Genomic DNA, 16859 nt, shown 5'->3' with positions numbered 1-16859 from the left:
CGCGGTGGGCAGTGGTTTTCTCAGGGCTGGCTGAACACCCCGTTCAGCCAGCCCTTCCACGCGGTCTCGTCGGCCTCGGAGTCGGCGCCCGGCGCGAAGTCGTGGACGCTCATGCCGACGACATGGCCCCAGTGGTTGCGGCCGAAGAAGCGGAGGAGGGCGTCGTCGGTGCGCAGACCGATGAAGTACGCGTCGCGATAGTCGACGACGGCCTCGAAGCGCTGCCCGCCGGGCCCCTCGACCTGGACCCGGGCGCCTTCGGCGGTGTCGTCCGCGAGGCCGAGCGCCCGTCCGACGACGGAGAGCGCGTCGGCGCCACCGGACGCCTCGGGGCCGTCGAAGGTGGCGAACGCGGTGATCTTCCGGCCGGCGAAGCGCGTCAGGTACTGGCGCAGGGTGTGCAGATAGAAGCCGGTGTGCTTGGCGGCACCGTCGTACTGGTTGTCCCAGTCGTCGACGAAGACGCCGCTGTGCACGTACCGCACCCAGGCGCGGCGGCCGTCGTCGCGCGGCTCGATCGTGTAGTCGAGCTGGTTGAGCGTCTGCTCGGAGATCCCCTCCACGTCCTCGACGCGGTTGGTGTAGCGGTGCGGCGGGTCCCACGCGGTGACGTCGGAGCCGAACGGCCCCTTGCCGCCGACCCGCGGCTCGGGTGCCTCCATCGGCCACAGCCACCCCCCGGTCCCGGCGGTGACGGCCTCCCACACCTCCTCGGGCGTGGCGTCGACCTCGAACTCACGGGCGATCTCGAATTCCTTGGGCATGATGCGCTCCTCAACGGGTCCTACCGGGCGGGCGGTTCGGGCGGGACGGGAAGTACGGACGGCTCGGGGCCGTCGGCGGGCTGCGGCCTGACCGTCGGGTGGACGGCCACGACGATGCGGTGACCCCGGCCGCCCTGGGCGTCGGGGGCGTCGTACTTGCGGATGAGCGCGCTCACCCCGGCCGTCAGCTCCTGGACGAACGCGGCCCGGTCGGCGGCCGAGGCGAAGGCGACCTCGCCGTCGAGCGCGAAGGTCGCCAGGCGTTTGCGGGCCTTGGCCGCGCCGGTGATCAGCGATCCGACGTCCCGGACCAGCCGGGCGCCGAGCGCCAGCAGCCACCGCGCGGAGAGCTGGTCCCGGAAGCGGTCCGGATCCGGCTGCACGGCGGCGAGCGCGAGCGGTGAGATCACGTACGACGCGGCGGTGGCCCGCATCAGCCGCTCGGTGACGTTGCCCTTGCGGCGCTCCCCCGCCAGCTCGACCAGGCCGTGCCGCTCCAGCGCCTTGAGGTGGTAGTTCACCTTCTGGCGCGGCAGTCCGACCTTCCCGGCCAGCATGGCCGCCGAGGCGGGCCCGGCCGCCAGTTCGGCGAGCAGCCGGGCACGCACGGGGTCCAGCGACACGGCCGCTGCCTCGGGGTCCTCGATCACGGTGACGTCCCACATGACTCCAAGGTCTCACCGAAAACTTTTTTTGTCCAGACGGTTGGAATTTTCGGTGAACGGGTGTGTGCGGGTGGGGCGGGGTGGGGTGGGACCGGGGGTCGCCCATGGACGAGAGGAGCCGCCGGGCTCAGTCGGGAACGAGGCCGAGGGCGTACTCGTACCGCTTGACCGAGCCGGTCCCCAGCAGTCCGGGCCAGTTCTGCACGCGCTGCCAGAGCGGCGAGGACGAGCCGATGCCGTCGCCCGGTGCGGCGAGGGCGTCCATGTGGTGTTGCGCCGTCTCCCATTCGGCGTAGTTGAGGACGCGGGTGCCGTCGGTGCCGAGGTGGAAGTGGGCGGAGATGCCGCCGGGGTGCGCGTCCGGTTCGGCGGCGAGCGCCTCCTCCACGGCGTCCACCCAGGCCCGCTGCCGCGCTGGGTCCGGCCCGTCGAACCGGACGTCGACGATCACGACGCACCCCGGCACGCGCGCGGGCCGCCCCTCGCCGCCCGTGAGGCTGCGGTACCGCCGATAGCGCGCCAGGTCCACCCGCTCGATCCCGGGTACGGCGGTGTCGATGGCGTTGTTGCGCTCCTGCCGGTGCGTCTCGACGAAGGCGTCGTAGGCCTGCTCGTCGGCCCACTGCGAGTGGTGCAGCAGGCCGGAGCCGTCCTCGGCGGTGTAGACGAAGTACCCCAACAGCCCGGCCGCCGGCCACGGCCGTCGCTCCCAGGTGTCGGCGACGGCCTCGACTGTCCGGCGCTGCCGCTCGGGGGTGCCGACCTCCCAGGTGCTGAAGAGGGACGCCCCGACGTCCGGGCGGTCGAGGACGGGGTGGAGGTCCGTACGACGGGTCATGCCACTCTCCCAAGATCGGTACGCGATGAATGCACCGACCACCTTTCAACCTCAACCAAGATTCAGGTCAAGTGCGCGCTCGGGCCGAGCGCGCGAAGGCGCGGAAAACCAAGGGGAGAGCGCCGCACCGGACTACCGGGACGCGCGAGGCATGGCGGCGGCATTGGCGCGCCGCCACGCTTCCCCGATCCGCTGACGCCGGACGCAGACACCGCCCCCCGCGAACCGCCACCGATGCACTCGGCGCAGTGGACATCCCCGGCGCGCTCAGGCACGCGCCCCCTTCAACGCAGACCACACCGTCGGCACGCTCCAAGCACTCAGCGCGCTCCAGACACGCAGCAGCTCCACGCGCGCGTGGTCCGAACGGCAATGATGGCGGGGGCGGCGCGCATGGCGGGGGTGGCGCGCATGGCCTGCACCACGACGCACGACCCGCAGAGCGACGCGCGACCAGCACGGCGACGCGCGGCCTGCGGGGCGACGCGCGGCCTGCGGGGCGACGCGCGGCCTGCGGGGCGACGCGCGGCCTGCGGGGCGACGAGCCCGGGCGCAGGCTCGCGAGCCAAGCTCGCGGGCGGCGCATCCGGGCTCGCGACGCACGGCGCGCATGGCCTGCACCACGACGTACGACCAGTACGGCGACGAATCCCTGCGCAGCGCGCATGCCGAGAGGGCGCACATGGCCTGCACCACGACGCACGACCTGCACGGCGAGGCACGACCAGCACGGCGAGGCACGACCCTCATGGCGAGGCACGAGCCGCAGGGCGCCGCACGGCGCGCATGGCCTGCGACGCGACGCATGACCTGCACAGCGACGAATCCCAGCGCGGCGCGCATGGCGGGGACGGAGCGTACGGCCTGCACCACGACGAACTACCAGCACGGCGACGCACGACCCGCAAGGCGACGCACGGTCCGCGCGGCGCACGGCGCACCAGCCTCACCCAGTCGGCGACCGGCGTCGGCATCGGGCCGGCATCGGCCGCCCCATCGAGCTGGACTTGTCAGAGAAGCGAGTCGGGTGGGTGGGTGGGCAAAAACATTCGGCGCACCCACCGGCGGTCATTCGTGGTAGTGGCGCCAGGCCAGTACTCCCGCCGCCGCCACGGCAACAGTCGCACCGCCCACGACCACCGCCTCCCGCGGCACTCGCGGCACCCGCTCCCACGCGGAGTGCACCCGCGCCTTCACATCGGCCTTGGCGGCCAGCTCCTCGACCGTGTCGCCGAGCTGCGCCCGGGTCTGCTCGATCTGCCGCCGGAGTTCATCGGGCCCCTTGGCGCCGACCGAACCGTTGCTCGCGCCGCCGGACGCGCCGGCCGTACCGGAGGTGTGCGTCATCGCCGAGCCCTCCCCTTGATCTCGTCCATGTCGGCCTTGACGCTGTCGAGCGCCAGTTCCGGACGCGGAGGCGTGGCCCGCCGCAGCTGCGCGCGCCCCAGGGCGGCCAGCACTCCGGCGATCACGAACAGCACGGCCATGACGATGAGCGCTGCGGCCCACACGTCCAGCACCAGCGACAGCGCGGCGACCCCGGCCCCGGCGAGGGTCATGAACCCCACATAGGCGACGGCGCCGGCCGCTCCGAGGAGCCCACCGCCGCGCCCCGCGCGCCGCCCCTTCTCGGCCAGCTCCTCCTTCGCGAGGGCGACCTCCTGTCGTACGAGCAGGGAGAGCTGTTCGGTGGCCTGCCCCACCAGCTCGCCCACGGAGTGATGGTCGTGTTCCGCCGGCCCCGGACGCGCGGATCGCACAGAGCGCACGAATCGCGTGGGCCTGGTCTCGGTGGTCCCGGTCACGGTGTCGCCTCCTCACACATCGGGACGCCACGAGTACCCGCACCGGCCCGCGCTACCCCTCGGCATATCCACCGGTCTGTCCATCGGTCCGCCCCTCGGTCACCAGCGCGTCCCGCCGTGACCAGGCAAACGCCGCGCAAGGTGGTAGCAACACTTCGCAATATCTCGTAGAAGAATTAAGTGGAGCTTCACAATGAGCCCGCCGAGACTACCCCCATGACACGCATCCACCGCCCCGCCCCCTTCGGCCGCGCCCTCTGCGCGATGATCACGCCCTTCACCGCGTCCGGCGCGCTCGACCTCGACGGCGCGCAGCGGCTGGCCGACCGGCTGGTGCGGGAGGGGTGCGACGGGCTGGTGCTGTCCGGCACGACGGGCGAGTCGCCGACGACGACGGACGCGGAGAAGACGGAGCTGATCCGCGCGGTGCGCGCGGCGGTCGGCGGGCGGGCCGCGATCGTGGCCGGCGTGGGCACCGCCGACACCCGGCACACCGTGGAACTGGCGCTGGCGGCCGAGAAGGCGGGCGCGGACGGCCTGCTGGCGGTCACGCCGTACTACAGTCGGCCTCCGCAGGACGCCGTGGAGGCCCACTTCCGCGAGTTGGCCGACGCCTGCGGGCTGCCCGTCGCCCTGTACGACATCCCCGGCCGCACCGGCACCCGTATCGAACCGGAGACCATGGTCCGGCTCGCCGGCCACCCCCGGATCGTGGCGGTGAAGGACTGCGCGTACGACCTCCTCGGCACCCAGAAGGTACTGGCGGAGACGGAGCTGGCGTACTACACGGGCTGCGACGAGTACGTCCTCGCGCTGTACGCGATCGGCGGTTCCGGTTACGTGGGGACGGTCGCCAACGCGGTGCCCCGGCACTTCCGTTCGATCCTCGACGCCTACGACGCCGGCGACAGCGACGAGGCGGCCCGCCTCCAGCGGCTGGCCGTCCCGCTCACCGAGGCGATGATGGCCCGTGGCCTGCCCGGCTCGGTCACGGCGAAGGCGCTCCTGGGCCGGCTCGGTCTCCCGTCGGGCCCGGTCCGCGCACCGCTGCGGCCCGCCGGCCAGGAGGTGACCGACGGGCTGCTGGCGGCTTACGAGGAACTGGTCGGCTCCGGCGCCCGGTAGGAAGGCGGGAAGGTCAGTCGGCCCAGCGTTCGGTGAAGACCGGGACCCAGCGGCCGGGGTAGTCGTCGGACGCCTTGCGGAACCCGCTGAGCTGCACGACCTTGTCACTGCCGATCGTGAGGAGGATGAGCTGGTTGCGGAACTCGCCCTTGCCGCTGCACCTCTTGGGGTCGCAGCCCCAGGCGATGATCCGCTCGTCGTCCGCCCAGGCCAGGAGTTGCTGGCCCGGCACCGTCGTGACCCTCTTGCCGGTGCGCGAGTCGACGATCGCGGAGGAGATCTTCTCCCCCTCTCCGGCGAACTCGCCCCCGATCAGCTTCCCGTTGGGCGACAGACCCGCCTCCGCGTAGTTCACGTACTTCTCGACGGCGGGCACGTCGATCTTGTCGCCCTTCAGGTCGTAGTACTGCCGGAACGGCTTCTCCCCGATGTCCGAGAAGACGGACCGGCCGTCGTGGCTCCACTCGAAGTCGTCCCGGCTGTTGTAGAAGAAGCCCCACTCGTCCTTCCACTGCGGTGCCTTGTGCCAGGTCTCCTCACCCGAGCCCACGTCCACGACGGAGAACCCGGTACGGCTGGCGACAGGGCCCGGCACTTCCTTGCCGTTGACGTTCTGCGGGTGGTCGGCGAAGTTGCGGTCGGGGTTCTTGGAGTAGGTCGTCGCGACAAGCTTGGTGCCGTCCGGGGAGAACTCGACGGACGCGACGCCGTGGCCCACGGGGATCCAGCGGTCCACCTTGCCTGTGATCATGTCGAGCAGCCCGATCCTCCTGGCGGGCAGTTCGCCCTCCAGTACGGCCGCGGTGCGCATACCGGGCGCGACGTCCAGGAAGGCCCACTTGGTCTTGCGGTACTCGGCCGTCTTCTGGTCGAGGAGGCCGTACACGCGGGTGTTGACGATGTCCCCGCCCGGCTGCTTGACCGCCTGGCGCACATAGAACGCGGAGAGCGCGGTGTCGCCCGCCGCGATCATGTTCCGCGGCGGCGACTGCTCGGGATGACCGATGATGTCGCTCTTGTTCATCTCGCTGGCGGGCCGCACCTCGTCCCCGCCCCCGGTCATCAGCATGGGCACACCCACCGAGACGGCCACGACCGCGGCCGTGGCGGCGGCGGTGCCCGCGATCGCGCGGGTCCGGCGGCGCCGCCGGACGGTCAGCACCCGTTCGGCGAAGTCCGCTGCCAGGGGCGGCTGTTCGGCGGCCTGCTCGCGCAGGGAGTCGCGCACCAGTTCATCGACGTTCACGGACGCACCTCCACGGGCGAGAAGTCACGGGACGGCTGTTGCTCGGCCGTCGCGGGGCCGAGCGCGGCGAGTTCGGGCGCGAGTTCGCGCAGCCGGGCGAGCGAGCGGTGGGTCGTGGACCGCACGGTCCCGACGGAGCACCCGAGGATCCGGGCCACCTCGCCCTCCGGCAGGTCCTCGAAGTAGCGGAGCACGAGCACGCTCCGCTGCCGGGCGGTCAGCCGGGCCAGCGCCCCGCGCATCACCAGCCGCAGCTCCACACCGGCCACTCCGTCGACGACACCGCCGCTCTCGGGCGGCTCGGCGACGGTCAGCTCGCGCCGCCGCCACTTCAGCCGCCACCGGCTGACCTGCTGCCGGTAGAGGATCTGCCGTACGTACGCCTCCGGCTCGTCGATCCGCTGCCAGCGCCCGGCTGCCTTGATCAGCGCGTTCTGCAGCAGATCCTCGGCTGCGTGCCGGTCCCCGCCGCTCAGCAGTACGGCCGTCTTCAGCAGTGCCGACGACCGCCCGGCCACGAACTCCCGGAAACTCTCCTGCCCCGCGGCATCCATCGTCACCTTCTCTTCCCCCGGCGGTCCCTGTGTCCGCCCTGTGCTTCTTGAGACGCGTCGCCCCGGGCACCGCTATGCCAGGTCGACGAAAGAAGTCGACGAAGTCGACGGAGGAAAGTGTCGGTGAACGGGTCCGGGGCCCGCACGCGTGTCCACGCGTGCGGGCCCCGGACCGTGCGGCGGCCCTGCCGCCGTGCCTGGTCAGCCCCAGCGGTAGCCGTCACCGAACAGCAGGGTGTGCTCCAGCACGTCCTCCATCGGGTCGTCGACCTGCCCGACGTTGACGAGTCCGATCCGGGGACCGTTGTGCGAGGCCCTGTTGGTCTCGTCGGCGTGCGCGGCCCCGGCCGACACCCCGCACAGCAGCCCCGCGGCCAGCCCCGCCACGACCACGCGCGGCACGGCCCCCACCCCGTCGTTCCTCATCCCTCGGTCCCTCATCTCATCGTTTCGACCACTGATCGGACACTGCGTCCGCCCAGTTCATCGCCCCACCCCACGACAAGGTCACGCCGAGCAACCCTTACGGGGTCAGTTGTGGCTGTTCTGAACCCCGTGCAGGTCATGGGCTCATGTTGCCTCATGGGCCGTATCGGGGCCGTCGTGGGTGTCACCCGAGTTCCGGAAGACTTGATCCACGGCGGCCCTGGTGCGCGCTTCGCTGTTCGGCATCAGGTGCGTGTACGTGCCCAACGGGAGCGTGACGGATCAGGTACTCGTTCAGCGCCTTGACGCTTTCCCCCGAGCCCAGAAGCACGGAGGCGTAGGACAAGTGACGGAGCACGCGCCTGCCTGTCTCCCGGCCAAGGGGTGTTCCAGCGGCGGACGCATTGATCGTGCGATCTACACCTATTCAAGAGGGAGTTGACACCCCGCCAGGTACGGCAATACTAGAACCATCTCGGGGAAACGAGTGAGCCTTCCACCCCTCAAAGGTGCCGACAGGAGCATTTGTGCACCCGAGTTCCTTAAACGCCTAAGGGGGAGCCTGCGCTCCAAAACAAGTTAGTTAGCCTAACTATAGAAAAGGCCTTAGTTTCGACGCTTTGAAAGCGCGGATTGAACGAATCAATTTGCCCACCCAGAGATTTGCGCTCCAGGGATTTCATCTCGCTGGAGATCCGCAAGCCACAGGGGGCTGTAGACAGACCTCCCGAGCGGGCGACGGGCCAAGGCACACGGCCCCGCGGTCCGCACTCGTCGCACGGCGAAGAGGAGGCGGGGCGCGAAGACGCCCCACGCAGCAGCCCGACGCACCAAAAGAGCAGGCCACCCGCGGCGCCTGGAAACGATGCGGGTGGCCCGTTACTCACATCCCTCTTACGGAACAGGAGCGAGACAAGTATGTCCGAAGGTAACGCGACACGAACAGCCGTACTGGTACGTGCCAGCATCTACGGAGGTGCGCTGGCCGCAGGCGTTCTGCTAGTCCTCGTGGGTCACACCACACCGGTCGAGGCTTCCGGTTACATCTCTCCATTCCTTGTGATCTTCGAGCGAAGCAGCAGCCAGCGATCCGAGTGACGGAAGTCCGCGACGCAGAACACTCATGCGGAACGGCGGCGTCCGGCCATCTCATGACCTGACGCCGTCAAGTGTGCGTCGAATCTAGAAATACCTCCCTGTGGAACGTGCAGGTCACGGCCTCATGTTGCCTCGTGGGCCACATCAGGGCCGTCGTCGGTGTCACCCGGGTTCCGGAAGACCCGATCCACGGCGGCCCTGGTGCGCGCTTCGCTGTTCGGCATCAGGTGCGTGTACGTGCGGATGGTGAAGCTCGGGTCGTGGTGGCCGAGGTATTCGCTCAGCGCCTTGATGCTCTCCCCCGCGTCCAGGAGCACGGAGGCGTAGAAGTGGCGGAGGGCGTGCATGCCGTTCTCACGTCCGAGAGGTATGCCGGCGGAAGCGAGGGCCGGACGCCACACGGACCGGTTGAAGCGGAACCGATGTAGCCATTGCTTCCGGGCGCTGACGAACAGCAGCGAGGCCGTGACCGGCGGGCCGTCCGGGGTCTTCCAGGGCAGGGTGACCTCTACCGGCGGGTGCTTCGTGATGTGGGCCGCCAGTGCGAACGAGACGGTCTCGGGGAGCGGCACGTGACGTTCCTTGCCACCCTTGGGCGGGCCGAAGATCGCCTGAACGCCCCGGATGAGCTTGACCTGCCGGACGACGCGCACCGTACCGCCGAGGAAATCGATGTCTTCGAGGGCCAGGCCAAAGATCTCGCCCTGTCGGAGGCCGCAGCCCGCCCCGAGAGACACCATCTCCTGGTAGGCGTCCGGCACCGCCTCATGCATGGCCATGACGCGGTCGAAGGACCACGGCTTGACCTTGCGCCCGTCGAGGGACGGAGCCCGAACCGAGCGAGCCCGGCAAGGGTTCTCAGCGATGATCCGGTCTTCCACGGCAGCCGTGAACACAGCCGACACGTTGGCGAAGATCGACCGCCGGTAGGAGGCCGCGCGTCCCGTCTCCTCCAGCTGTCGCATCCACACGCGCAGATGCGAGGGCCGGAAGGACGCCATGGGCCGATCGCCGAGGTACGGAAGCGCGTGAACCCGCAGCCGAATCTCTACGCTCTCGCGGGTCACCGGGTCGATGGTGAGCGCCGCCATCCAGTCCTTGGCGTACTGGCCGAAGGTGATCGAGCCCGCAGCAGGGTCGATGTAGCGCCCTTGCGACATGTCGGCTTCGATGTTGGCCAACCAGGCTTCGGCCTTGCGCTTCTGCTTGTCCGGGAAGCTCTTGGACTTCTCGGAGCCGTCCGGCGCGATGTACCGAGCACGGTAGCGATGCCCGATACCGAAGCGGTCGGTTCTGGCCCGGACGGTCTTGCCATCCGGAGCGAGAGCGCTCTTGTACCAACGGTCTTGAATGTGTCCGGCCATCAGACAGCGGTTCCTTCCTTGCAGGACTTGACCCAGGCGCGAACGTCTTCGGGGTCGTAGCGGACGTGCCGGCCGACGCGGAAGCCGCGGGGGCCGGTTCGCTTGCGGCGCCACTGGTAGACCGTCTGCACGCTGGGCAGTTCGAACATCTCGACCAGGTCCTCAGGCGTCAGGTACCGGTCGGGCAGACGTATCGCCACGGTCACCACTCCCCCTCGTCCGGCAGCTCGGCGAGGGCTTCGCGGGCGGTTTCGCGGTTGAGCCGGAGGTCTCGCGCGATGGTGGCGGCGAGGGCGGATTCGCCGGGGGTGTGGCCGTGTCCGGCGTACTGCCAGTCGGCGAGGACGAGGACGGTGTCCGGCTCGCGGTCGTCCAGGTCGAGGGCTTTGCGCTCTTGGGCGGCGCGGTAGTCGGCGCGTGTCTGGCGGAGGGCGCCGAGGGTGGTGGAGTAGCGGCGGGATTTGGAGGAGAAGTGGCCGCGGAAGCCAAGCATGTGAGCCCAAGCCCACAGGCGGCGGTCGGGGTACAGCGGGTCGAGCCGTTTGCACGCTTCGATGAGGCGGCGGGTGTGGTCGGGGACCTGGTGGCGGTCGAGTTCGGAGAGTTCGCCGATGCGGCGGTCCAGGGTGCCGGTGTTCTCAGCGGCTTTGGTGGCGTACTTGGCGACGTAGGAGGCCACGGCCTGTTCGGTGATGTCGGAGCCGTAGCCGAAGGCTTTGACGGGGCGGACGTCGAGCTGGGTGCCCCAGCGGAAGGTGCGGGCAGGCTGGTCGTCGGCGGCGGGGACCGAGACCGAGGTGTACGAGTGCGTGGCGGCGGCGCGGATCGCGTCGGCGAGGAGATCGACGGTCGCCCAGGACGGCGGCGGGGTGTCGGGGCCGTCCGGTCCGTCGATGCGGATCACGGCGTGGAAGTGCAGGGCGCCGCGTTTCTGGAACTCGGCGACCTTGCCGTACGACAGCCGGGCACGCTCTTTCAGCTCTCGCTGTGTCAGGCCAGCGCGGGCGGCAATCTCGCGGCGGAGCCGGTTGGTGAAGCGCTGCCACAGGTTGCCCGCGTGGTTGTTGAAGAGGACGGCGCCCTCGTAGTCGTAGCTGGCCGGGTCGAGGGCGGTGCCGAGGGCGGGATCGTCGGCGGCGTGGTGGGTGCCGCAGCGGCAGACGCCATGGTCGGGACGGTTGTGGACGCGGCCGAAGGAGGGGGCGGTGAGGGTGGCGAAGACACGGGGGTGATCGCGGACCGTGGCGGGGATGTCGCGGCGGTCGTCACCGGCCAGGCCAGCTCTGATCACGTGGTAGGTGTCGCCTGCGTAGGTCCAGGCACAGGACGGGCAGCGGGAGGCGCGGCGATTGCCGCAGGCGAGGCGGAGGCGTCCGCCCGGCTCGTTCTCGGTGGAGTAGTGGTGCAGCGTCTCGCCGGTGGTCTTGTCCTTGGCGAGTGTCCAGCCGGTGAGGTGGATGGGGTCGGCGCAGCCGCCGGTGCGGCGGATCTGCTCGTGCCAGCGGTCGTAGTCAGCGGCGGAAGCCACCCTCAGCAGGTCGCCGAGGGTGGTCGGGTCGAGCAGCAGGTCAGGCACGGGCACCCTCCCGGACGCGGACGGTGCGGGTGCCGGTGCCCTTACAGGCCGGGCAGTCGGCGGTGGCGGTGCGCAGGTGACCGCTGCTGTCACGGCCGCCGGTGGTGATGGCGGCGGAGGCGAAGCCGTCGCAGTTCGGGCAGATGCGGGACGCGGGTGTGGTGCGGTCGGTCATGCTGGGGGTTCCTTCCGGTTGCGATCGGATAGGGGCACGGCTCCCGGGCGGCGGATGCTTGGCGGTATCGAGGTCGCCCGGGGGCCGGTCAGCGGCGCTGGTCGTTGACGAGCGAGCGGATCACCAAGGCGCAGATGGCGAGCGAGGCGCCGGTGATGGCGACCGCCAGGAGCATGGAGACGAGGACGGCGCCCACGACCAGGACCACGGCCGTACCGCCGCCCACCAGGGCGAGCGCGGTGCCGGGGGTGAGCTGGACGGTGGGCCGGGCGGGCGCCGGGGCGACCTGGGCGGGCGCGGGGGGCGTCGGGTGCTGAATGACGGTGGTCGGCTCGACGACGGCGGGCGGGGTGACCCGTCCGGTCGGCATCGGGTTGGTCGGGACCTTGGGGCGGAGCATGGCGGGTGTTCCTTCCTGGCCGGGTTACTTGACGGTGGAGTCGATGAGCAGGGCGAAGACGCTGTCGGCGATGAGGTAGCCGCCGAGGAGGAGCACGATCACGAGCCACCAGGGCGGGCGGATGAGCTTGACGCCGAGCCAGCCGATGACGATCAGGGCGAGCCAGAGTGGGACGTCCATGGCTGGGGGCCTCCTAGCGGACCTTGCAGCGGTGGGTGCGGGCGGCGAGCTGGGCGGCGGAAGAGCTGGAGTAGTCGGCGGACCAGCCGCAGCGGTCGGCGGTGCACACCGCGGCGTGCTTGGTCTGGCCGTGGCGGTTGCGGTGGGTGCCGATCTGCACGGGGCCGATCCTCATGACGGAGTGAAAGTTGTCGCGGGCAGGCATGACGGTGGTTCTCCCTTCCGGTCAGGTGAGTTGGGCGGCAATGGCGTGGGCGAGCTGGGGCGGGACGCCGAGGCGGGCGCGCAGGGTGTCGCTGTCGATCGGCGAGCCGGTTCGGGCGTGGTGGTCGTCGGCGACCTTGCGGGCGTGGTCGACGAGCGCGGCCGGGACCGGCACAGCCGGAGCAGTAACCGGTTCAGGGGCAGGCAGTGCGGGAGCTTCCTCGACGGCAGGGGCCGGGGAGGCGTCCAACTCCGGTGCTTCGGCGATCGGTTCGGGGTCGAGGTCGGGCGCGAGTGCCGGCGGATCCGGCGCCCGGTCCTCGGCGGAGTGGGCGAGGAGGGTGCCGCCCATGAAGGCCAGGGCGGGCCAGGCGGCGACGAGAATGCGCAGCCAGGCCGGGACCTGGTTCAGGTCGAGGAGCCCGGCGGTGGCCACATTGGCGCCGAGCGAGGCGACCAGGGCGATGACGAACCAGCACCAGGCCAGCCGGGATGGTCCGTCGGTACGGAGGCGTCGCCAGGCGGCGACCAGGAGCAGGTCGACGGAGACCGGGTAGGCCCAGGCCTTCCAGCCGTCCTGTCCGGCAGCGGCGGCCAGGTCGTGCAGGTGAGCGAAGGACAACGCTCCGGCGATGACGGCCTGGACCAGGACGGCGTCGATACGCAGTCGCGAGGACATCACGTCACCGGTCCCGGCCGGAGTCGGAGGCGTCTTCGGATTCCTCGTCGCGGTAGTCGTCCATGACGTCCGGGGAGTTGTTCCAGGCGGACAGCAGGGCGGATTCCAGCGGATCCACCGGGCACGGGTGCGGGGAGTGCACGGGGCACGGGTTCAGGCTCACGGGGATCACTCCGTTTCGGGCATGGCTCGGGTAGGGACCTGGCTCGAAGGCGGTCACGCCGACCGAGGAAGCGAGGGAGGCGTCAGGCCGTAGCGGGAGCTGTCTTGGACAGCGGCACGCGGGCCGAGGGCACCGGGGCGACGGCGGGTCGGAAGGCCGCCAGGGCGGGCAGGTCCGGGGTGCGCTCAGCGTGCTTGTTGCAGATGTTCACGGCCTCGCGCAGCGAGGTGTGCGGGGCGCGGATGCGGGCCCAGCCGCCGGAGGAATCGCCCGTGACGGCGATGCCGGGGGTGTCGGTGGAGATCTGGATCGCGGCGAGGACGGCGTCCGGCGCGATGTCACCGAAGGCCATGTTCGCCGAGGACTCGTCGTTGACGCGGTGGGCGGTGCGGCCGGTGAGCTGGGCGCGGAGCATGGTGATGCCTTTGCCGAGTTCGGAGCCGAAGCGCTGCCCGCAGATCTCCAGGTAGATCCCGGCGGCGCGGCCGAGCTGGGCGAGCCGGACGAGCGCGGTGATGATCCGGTCCCGCCGCTTCTCCTCGTCCTTGGTGGCGAACAGGGCGAGTTCGGCGACCTCGTCGACCAGGACCACGACCGGGACCGGGCGCAGGTTTTCGGGCAGGTCCCAGATGTCGGCGGCGATCTCCGCATCCGGAACGGCGACGCTGATGCGCTGTTCGGCGCGGATGAGCTGGTAGACCTCCTCCATGTGGGTCACGAGCGCTTCGAGCATGTCAAGCGCGGTGTCGGGGTTGTCGGCGAGAGCGGAGAACCGGCGCGCCAGCGGAAAGAGTTCCACGCCCTGTTTGCAGTCGATGCCGACCAGGGCCACGTCGTGCGGAGCCAGACCGGCTACCAGGTTGCGCTGGTAGACGGACTTGCCGGACTCGGTGGCGCCGAGGGTCAGGCCGTGCGGGACGGTCCGGCAGTCGCGGTAGTGCACCGAGCCGTCCTCCCGCAGGGCGACCGGGACCCGCATCGGGGCGCGGTCGGTCTTGGCAGGCATCTGCACCCGGTTGAGCACGTCGTAGCCGGTCATCCGCAACTCGACGACGCCGGACCGCAGTTCACGGGAGGTCACGCCGTACATCCCGAAGGAGTGACGCAGCCGGTCCGTGGCAGCCGCAACGTCGAAGGCGTCCTGTCCCGGCTGGAGCTTGAGCCGGAGGACCAGGCCGGTCCGGGTGGGCCGTATCCGCAGGATGCGCGGGACGCGGGAATCGGGCACCGGCCGGTTGGTCATCCGGGCCAGGGTGAGCCGCCAGCGCGAGGGCGGAACGGTCAGCCCGCAGGCGTCCATCACGGAGGCGTACCGGACCAGGACCCGCAGCGCGGCGAGGATGACCCCGAAAGTCAGCCAGTACCAGGCGGGGCGCCGCCACCGCAGGAGACCCGCAGCGGCGACGACCAGCACCAGAGCGACCGTGAAGCCGGTCATGATCAGGCAACCTTCGGCTTCGAGGCAGCGGCGGCGAGCGAGGTGACCGCGACCGCGCGGAAGGCGATGCCGTGCCGCTTCTGGCCGTTGAACTCGTTCTCCCACGCCGAGGCGACCAGACCCGTCAGGGCGACCGGGGTACCCATGGCCAGGTCCTCGGAGACGCCCGGCTGCGGAACGGTGAGCTTGAGGATCTCGACCTCGTCCGGGGTGGAGAACATGACCTCAACGGTCATCAGGGTGACGCCGTCCTTGTCGGTGGCGATCTCACCGGTACGGCGGTCCTTGATCTTCGGCTGCGGAGCCTTGGCGACCATCACGGTGGCGTTGGTGGTGTCGACGGGAATCTGACGCATCGTCGGTTCTCCTGATCTCGGGAGGAGTTGCATCCGCCCGTTCGGCGGTGAGATCAGGAGACCGCGAAAGGTGGTGGACACATCACGGTCCGTATGGACGGTTGGGGACGTCTGAGCTATCGTCAAAACGTCCCTGAAACGTCCCAGGAGGGAACGTCATGGCGAACGAGCGTCTGCGCGCGGCGATTTCGGCGAAGGGCGAGACCATCCAGTCCGTCGCTGATCACGTCGGAGTCGACCCAAAGAGCGTGGAGCGCTGGATCACGACCAACCGGACGCCGCACCGGGGACACCGCTGGAAGGCTGCGAGCTTCCTCGGAGTCGATGAGGTCTACCTCTGGCCCACAGTCGAGAAGCAGGCCGAGACGGCGAGCACTTCCGAACTGATCACGTACTACCCGCACCGGGGCGCGGTCCCGGCGTCGCTATGGTCATCGCTGATCGACAAGGCGACGGACCAGGTGGGAATCCTCGTGTACGCAGGCCTGTTCCTCTTCGACAGCCACCCGGACCTGCCGGACCAGCTCGCCGAGAAGGCGAAGGCCGGAGCACAGGTTCGCATCCTGCTGGGCGACCCAGACTCCGAGACGGTCCACCAGCGCGGCGAAGAGGAGGGCATCGGTGACGACCTTGCCGCGCGGGCCCGGAGCACCCGGCGCTACCTCGAACCGGCGATGATCACTCCCGGCGTTGAGGTCCGGCTGCACGACACGATCCTGTACAACTCGCTGTACCGCTTCGACGATGACGTGTTGGTGAACCCGCACGTCCTCGGAGCACCCGCCGGTCAGAACCCGGTGCTGCACTTCCGGTACCTTCCGGGAGCCCGGACGTTCCGGCACTACATGCGGAGCTTCGACTACGCGTGGGAGCGCGGTCGGCCGGCATAACCGCCCCGTCATGCGACGGTCCGTCGTGCGACGCTGGGGACATGGCTCGCATCGACTACTTCAACGACCCGAACGCACCGAAGGCGAACAGCATCGTCCCGTCAGTCACCGCCGTGGCGCTGAACGAGGCCGGGGAAGTCCTGTTGATCCACAAGACGGACAACGACCTATGGGCGCTGCCCGGCGGCGGAGTCGATGTGGGCGAGTCCGCGCCCGATGCGGCCGTCCGGGAGACGAAGGAGGAGACCGGGTTCGATGTCGAGGTGACCGGCCTGGTCGGCCTCTACACGAATCCGGCCCACGTCATGGCCTACGACGACGGCGAGGTCCGTCAACAGTTCTCGATCTGCTTCCGGGCGCGCATCACCGGGGGCGAGCTGCGGACGAGCAGCGAGAGCAAGGAAGTCGCGTTCGTGGCCCCGAGCAGGCTCGATGAGCTGAACATCCACCCGTCCATGCGGATGCGCATCGATCACGGACTCGAAGCGCGAACGGAGCCGCACCTCGGGTGACGCCGCTTCCCAGGCGACTACTTGAAGATAAAGTCCGCGCAAGCCACGATCGCAGAGATCACACCCACCGCGACTCCGAGGGTTGCACTCATCTGCTGGCGGTCCGCCATGAGCGCAGCGCGAGGGCCTTGTGCCTCGCCTCCAGCTCCCCGCAATGCCTTGAAGCCTTGCCACTTGTGCTCGCGAATCCAGCACCCCCGCAAGAGACCCTGAGCGTTGTTTCGGCACCTTCCCTGCCGTCCCAAGGCGATGCACCTGAGCGGCGCCTGGAGGAGGAAGTACAGGACGGCTGCGGCAGCCACGAGGATCAAGATCCCCGGTCCGATGAGGTCGGATGCCCACGCCAAGATCCCCAGCAAGAGGATCACTACGCCCCAACGCTTCTTTAAGAATTCCCCCAG

General features: G+C 69.9%; 21 protein-coding genes and 1 pseudogene. 3 read left to right on the top strand and 19 right to left on the bottom strand.

Going from position 1 to position 16859, the window contains the following annotated elements:
• Positions 1-20: 20 nt before the first annotated feature.
• The 5 genes and pseudogenes from ACZ52C_RS04050 to ACZ52C_RS04030 form a co-directional block, all read right to left on the bottom strand.
• Positions 21-764 carry an SRPBCC family protein gene (locus ACZ52C_RS04050; protein WP_469073275.1) on the bottom strand — a complete coding sequence of 248 codons (744 nt, stop codon included), beginning with the start codon at positions 762-764 and terminating at the stop codon, positions 21-23.
• Positions 765-784: 20 nt separating this feature from the next.
• Positions 785-1429, bottom strand: coding sequence for an ArsR/SmtB family transcription factor (locus ACZ52C_RS04045; RefSeq protein WP_469073274.1), 645 nt, complete (start codon positions 1427-1429; stop codon positions 785-787).
• A gap of 127 nt (positions 1430-1556) precedes the next feature.
• Complete coding sequence (locus ACZ52C_RS04040) at positions 1557-2267, bottom strand: antibiotic biosynthesis monooxygenase (protein ID WP_469073273.1); 711 nt, start codon at positions 2265-2267, stop codon at positions 1557-1559.
• A 1185-nt stretch (positions 2268-3452) separates the two neighbouring features.
• Positions 3453-3614, bottom strand: a pseudogene (locus ACZ52C_RS04035) (DUF3618 domain-containing protein); the annotation flags it as partial.
• Entirely contained in the window at positions 3611-4072 is a 462-nt protein-coding gene (locus ACZ52C_RS04030) for a phage holin family protein (protein ID WP_408990600.1), read from the bottom strand. The gene ACZ52C_RS04030 and the pseudogene ACZ52C_RS04035, both read right to left, overlap by 4 nt.
• Positions 4073-4288: 216 nt before the next feature.
• Between ACZ52C_RS04030 and dapA the strand changes: the two genes are divergently transcribed.
• The gene (gene dapA / locus ACZ52C_RS04025) at positions 4289-5197 is read left to right on the top strand and encodes a 4-hydroxy-tetrahydrodipicolinate synthase (protein WP_469073272.1); all 909 of its coding nucleotides are present in this window, start codon (positions 4289-4291) and stop codon (positions 5195-5197) included.
• A gap of 13 nt (positions 5198-5210) precedes the next feature.
• Here dapA and ACZ52C_RS04020 read toward each other — a convergent pair whose 3' ends face one another.
• The 14 genes from ACZ52C_RS04020 to ACZ52C_RS03955 form a co-directional block, all read right to left on the bottom strand.
• Entirely contained in the window at positions 5211-6443 is a 1233-nt protein-coding gene (locus ACZ52C_RS04020) for a WD40 repeat domain-containing protein (RefSeq protein WP_469073271.1), read from the bottom strand.
• Positions 6440-6997: a SigE family RNA polymerase sigma factor gene (locus ACZ52C_RS04015; RefSeq protein WP_469073426.1), complete on the bottom strand. Its 558-nt coding sequence runs from the start codon at positions 6995-6997 to the stop codon at positions 6440-6442. The genes ACZ52C_RS04020 and ACZ52C_RS04015 overlap by 4 nt, the downstream gene beginning before the upstream one ends.
• 201 nt (positions 6998-7198) lie before the next feature.
• Positions 7199-7423 (bottom strand): hypothetical protein, encoded by a 225-nt coding sequence (locus ACZ52C_RS04010; protein ID WP_469073270.1) that lies wholly within the window; start codon positions 7421-7423, stop codon positions 7199-7201.
• 1220 nt (positions 7424-8643) lie between these two features.
• Entirely contained in the window at positions 8644-9885 is a 1242-nt protein-coding gene (locus tag ACZ52C_RS04005; RefSeq protein WP_469073269.1) for a tyrosine-type recombinase/integrase, read from the bottom strand.
• On the bottom strand, positions 9885-10034 hold the full coding sequence (locus ACZ52C_RS04000; protein ID WP_234361149.1) for a helix-turn-helix transcriptional regulator: 150 nt from the start codon (positions 10032-10034) through the stop codon (positions 9885-9887). Before ACZ52C_RS04000 ends, ACZ52C_RS04005 begins: the two co-directional genes overlap by 1 nt.
• A gap of 53 nt (positions 10035-10087) precedes the next feature.
• On the bottom strand, positions 10088-11461 hold the full coding sequence (gene repSA / locus ACZ52C_RS03995) for a replication initiator protein RepSA (protein ID WP_469073268.1): 1374 nt from the start codon (positions 11459-11461) through the stop codon (positions 10088-10090).
• Positions 11454-11636, bottom strand: coding sequence for a hypothetical protein (locus ACZ52C_RS03990; protein ID WP_469073267.1), 183 nt, complete (start codon positions 11634-11636; stop codon positions 11454-11456). Before ACZ52C_RS03990 ends, repSA begins: the two co-directional genes overlap by 8 nt.
• An 88-nt stretch (positions 11637-11724) precedes the next feature.
• Positions 11725-12036, bottom strand: coding sequence for a SpdD-like protein (locus ACZ52C_RS03985; protein WP_469073266.1), 312 nt, complete (start codon positions 12034-12036; stop codon positions 11725-11727).
• A 24-nt stretch (positions 12037-12060) separates the two neighbouring features.
• Positions 12061-12216, bottom strand: coding sequence for a hypothetical protein (locus ACZ52C_RS03980; RefSeq protein WP_469073265.1), 156 nt, complete (start codon positions 12214-12216; stop codon positions 12061-12063).
• A 13-nt stretch (positions 12217-12229) separates the two neighbouring features.
• Positions 12230-12421, bottom strand: coding sequence for a mobile element transfer protein (locus ACZ52C_RS03975; protein WP_469073264.1), 192 nt, complete (start codon positions 12419-12421; stop codon positions 12230-12232).
• Between the two features lie 21 nt (positions 12422-12442).
• Positions 12443-13099 (bottom strand): DUF2637 domain-containing protein, encoded by a 657-nt coding sequence (locus ACZ52C_RS03970; protein ID WP_469073263.1) that lies wholly within the window; start codon positions 13097-13099, stop codon positions 12443-12445.
• Positions 13100-13103: 4 nt separating this feature from the next.
• On the bottom strand, positions 13104-13262 hold the full coding sequence (locus ACZ52C_RS03965) for a hypothetical protein (RefSeq protein ID WP_469073262.1): 159 nt from the start codon (positions 13260-13262) through the stop codon (positions 13104-13106).
• Between the two features lie 82 nt (positions 13263-13344).
• Positions 13345-14700 carry an FtsK/SpoIIIE domain-containing protein gene (locus ACZ52C_RS03960; RefSeq protein WP_469073261.1) on the bottom strand — a complete coding sequence of 452 codons (1356 nt, stop codon included), beginning with the start codon at positions 14698-14700 and terminating at the stop codon, positions 13345-13347.
• 2 nt (positions 14701-14702) lie between these two features.
• A complete protein-coding gene (locus ACZ52C_RS03955) occupies positions 14703-15056 on the bottom strand; it encodes an SCO3933 family regulatory protein (protein ID WP_469073260.1) in 354 nt (117 codons plus the stop codon).
• A 158-nt stretch (positions 15057-15214) separates the two neighbouring features.
• Between ACZ52C_RS03955 and ACZ52C_RS03950 the strand changes: the two genes are divergently transcribed.
• Together ACZ52C_RS03950 and ACZ52C_RS03945 are read left to right on the top strand one after the other, a co-directional pair.
• Positions 15215-15946: an XRE family transcriptional regulator gene (locus tag ACZ52C_RS03950; protein WP_469073259.1), complete on the top strand. Its 732-nt coding sequence runs from the start codon at positions 15215-15217 to the stop codon at positions 15944-15946.
• 41 nt (positions 15947-15987) lie between these two features.
• Positions 15988-16458, top strand: a complete 471-nt coding sequence (locus ACZ52C_RS03945) for an NUDIX hydrolase (RefSeq protein ID WP_469073258.1) — start codon at positions 15988-15990, stop codon at positions 16456-16458.
• Positions 16459-16859: the final 401 nt, after the last annotated feature.

Source organism: Streptomyces sp. NPDC034049 (genome assembly GCF_055575575.1).
This window is presented reverse-complemented; position numbering and strand designations above follow the sequence as displayed.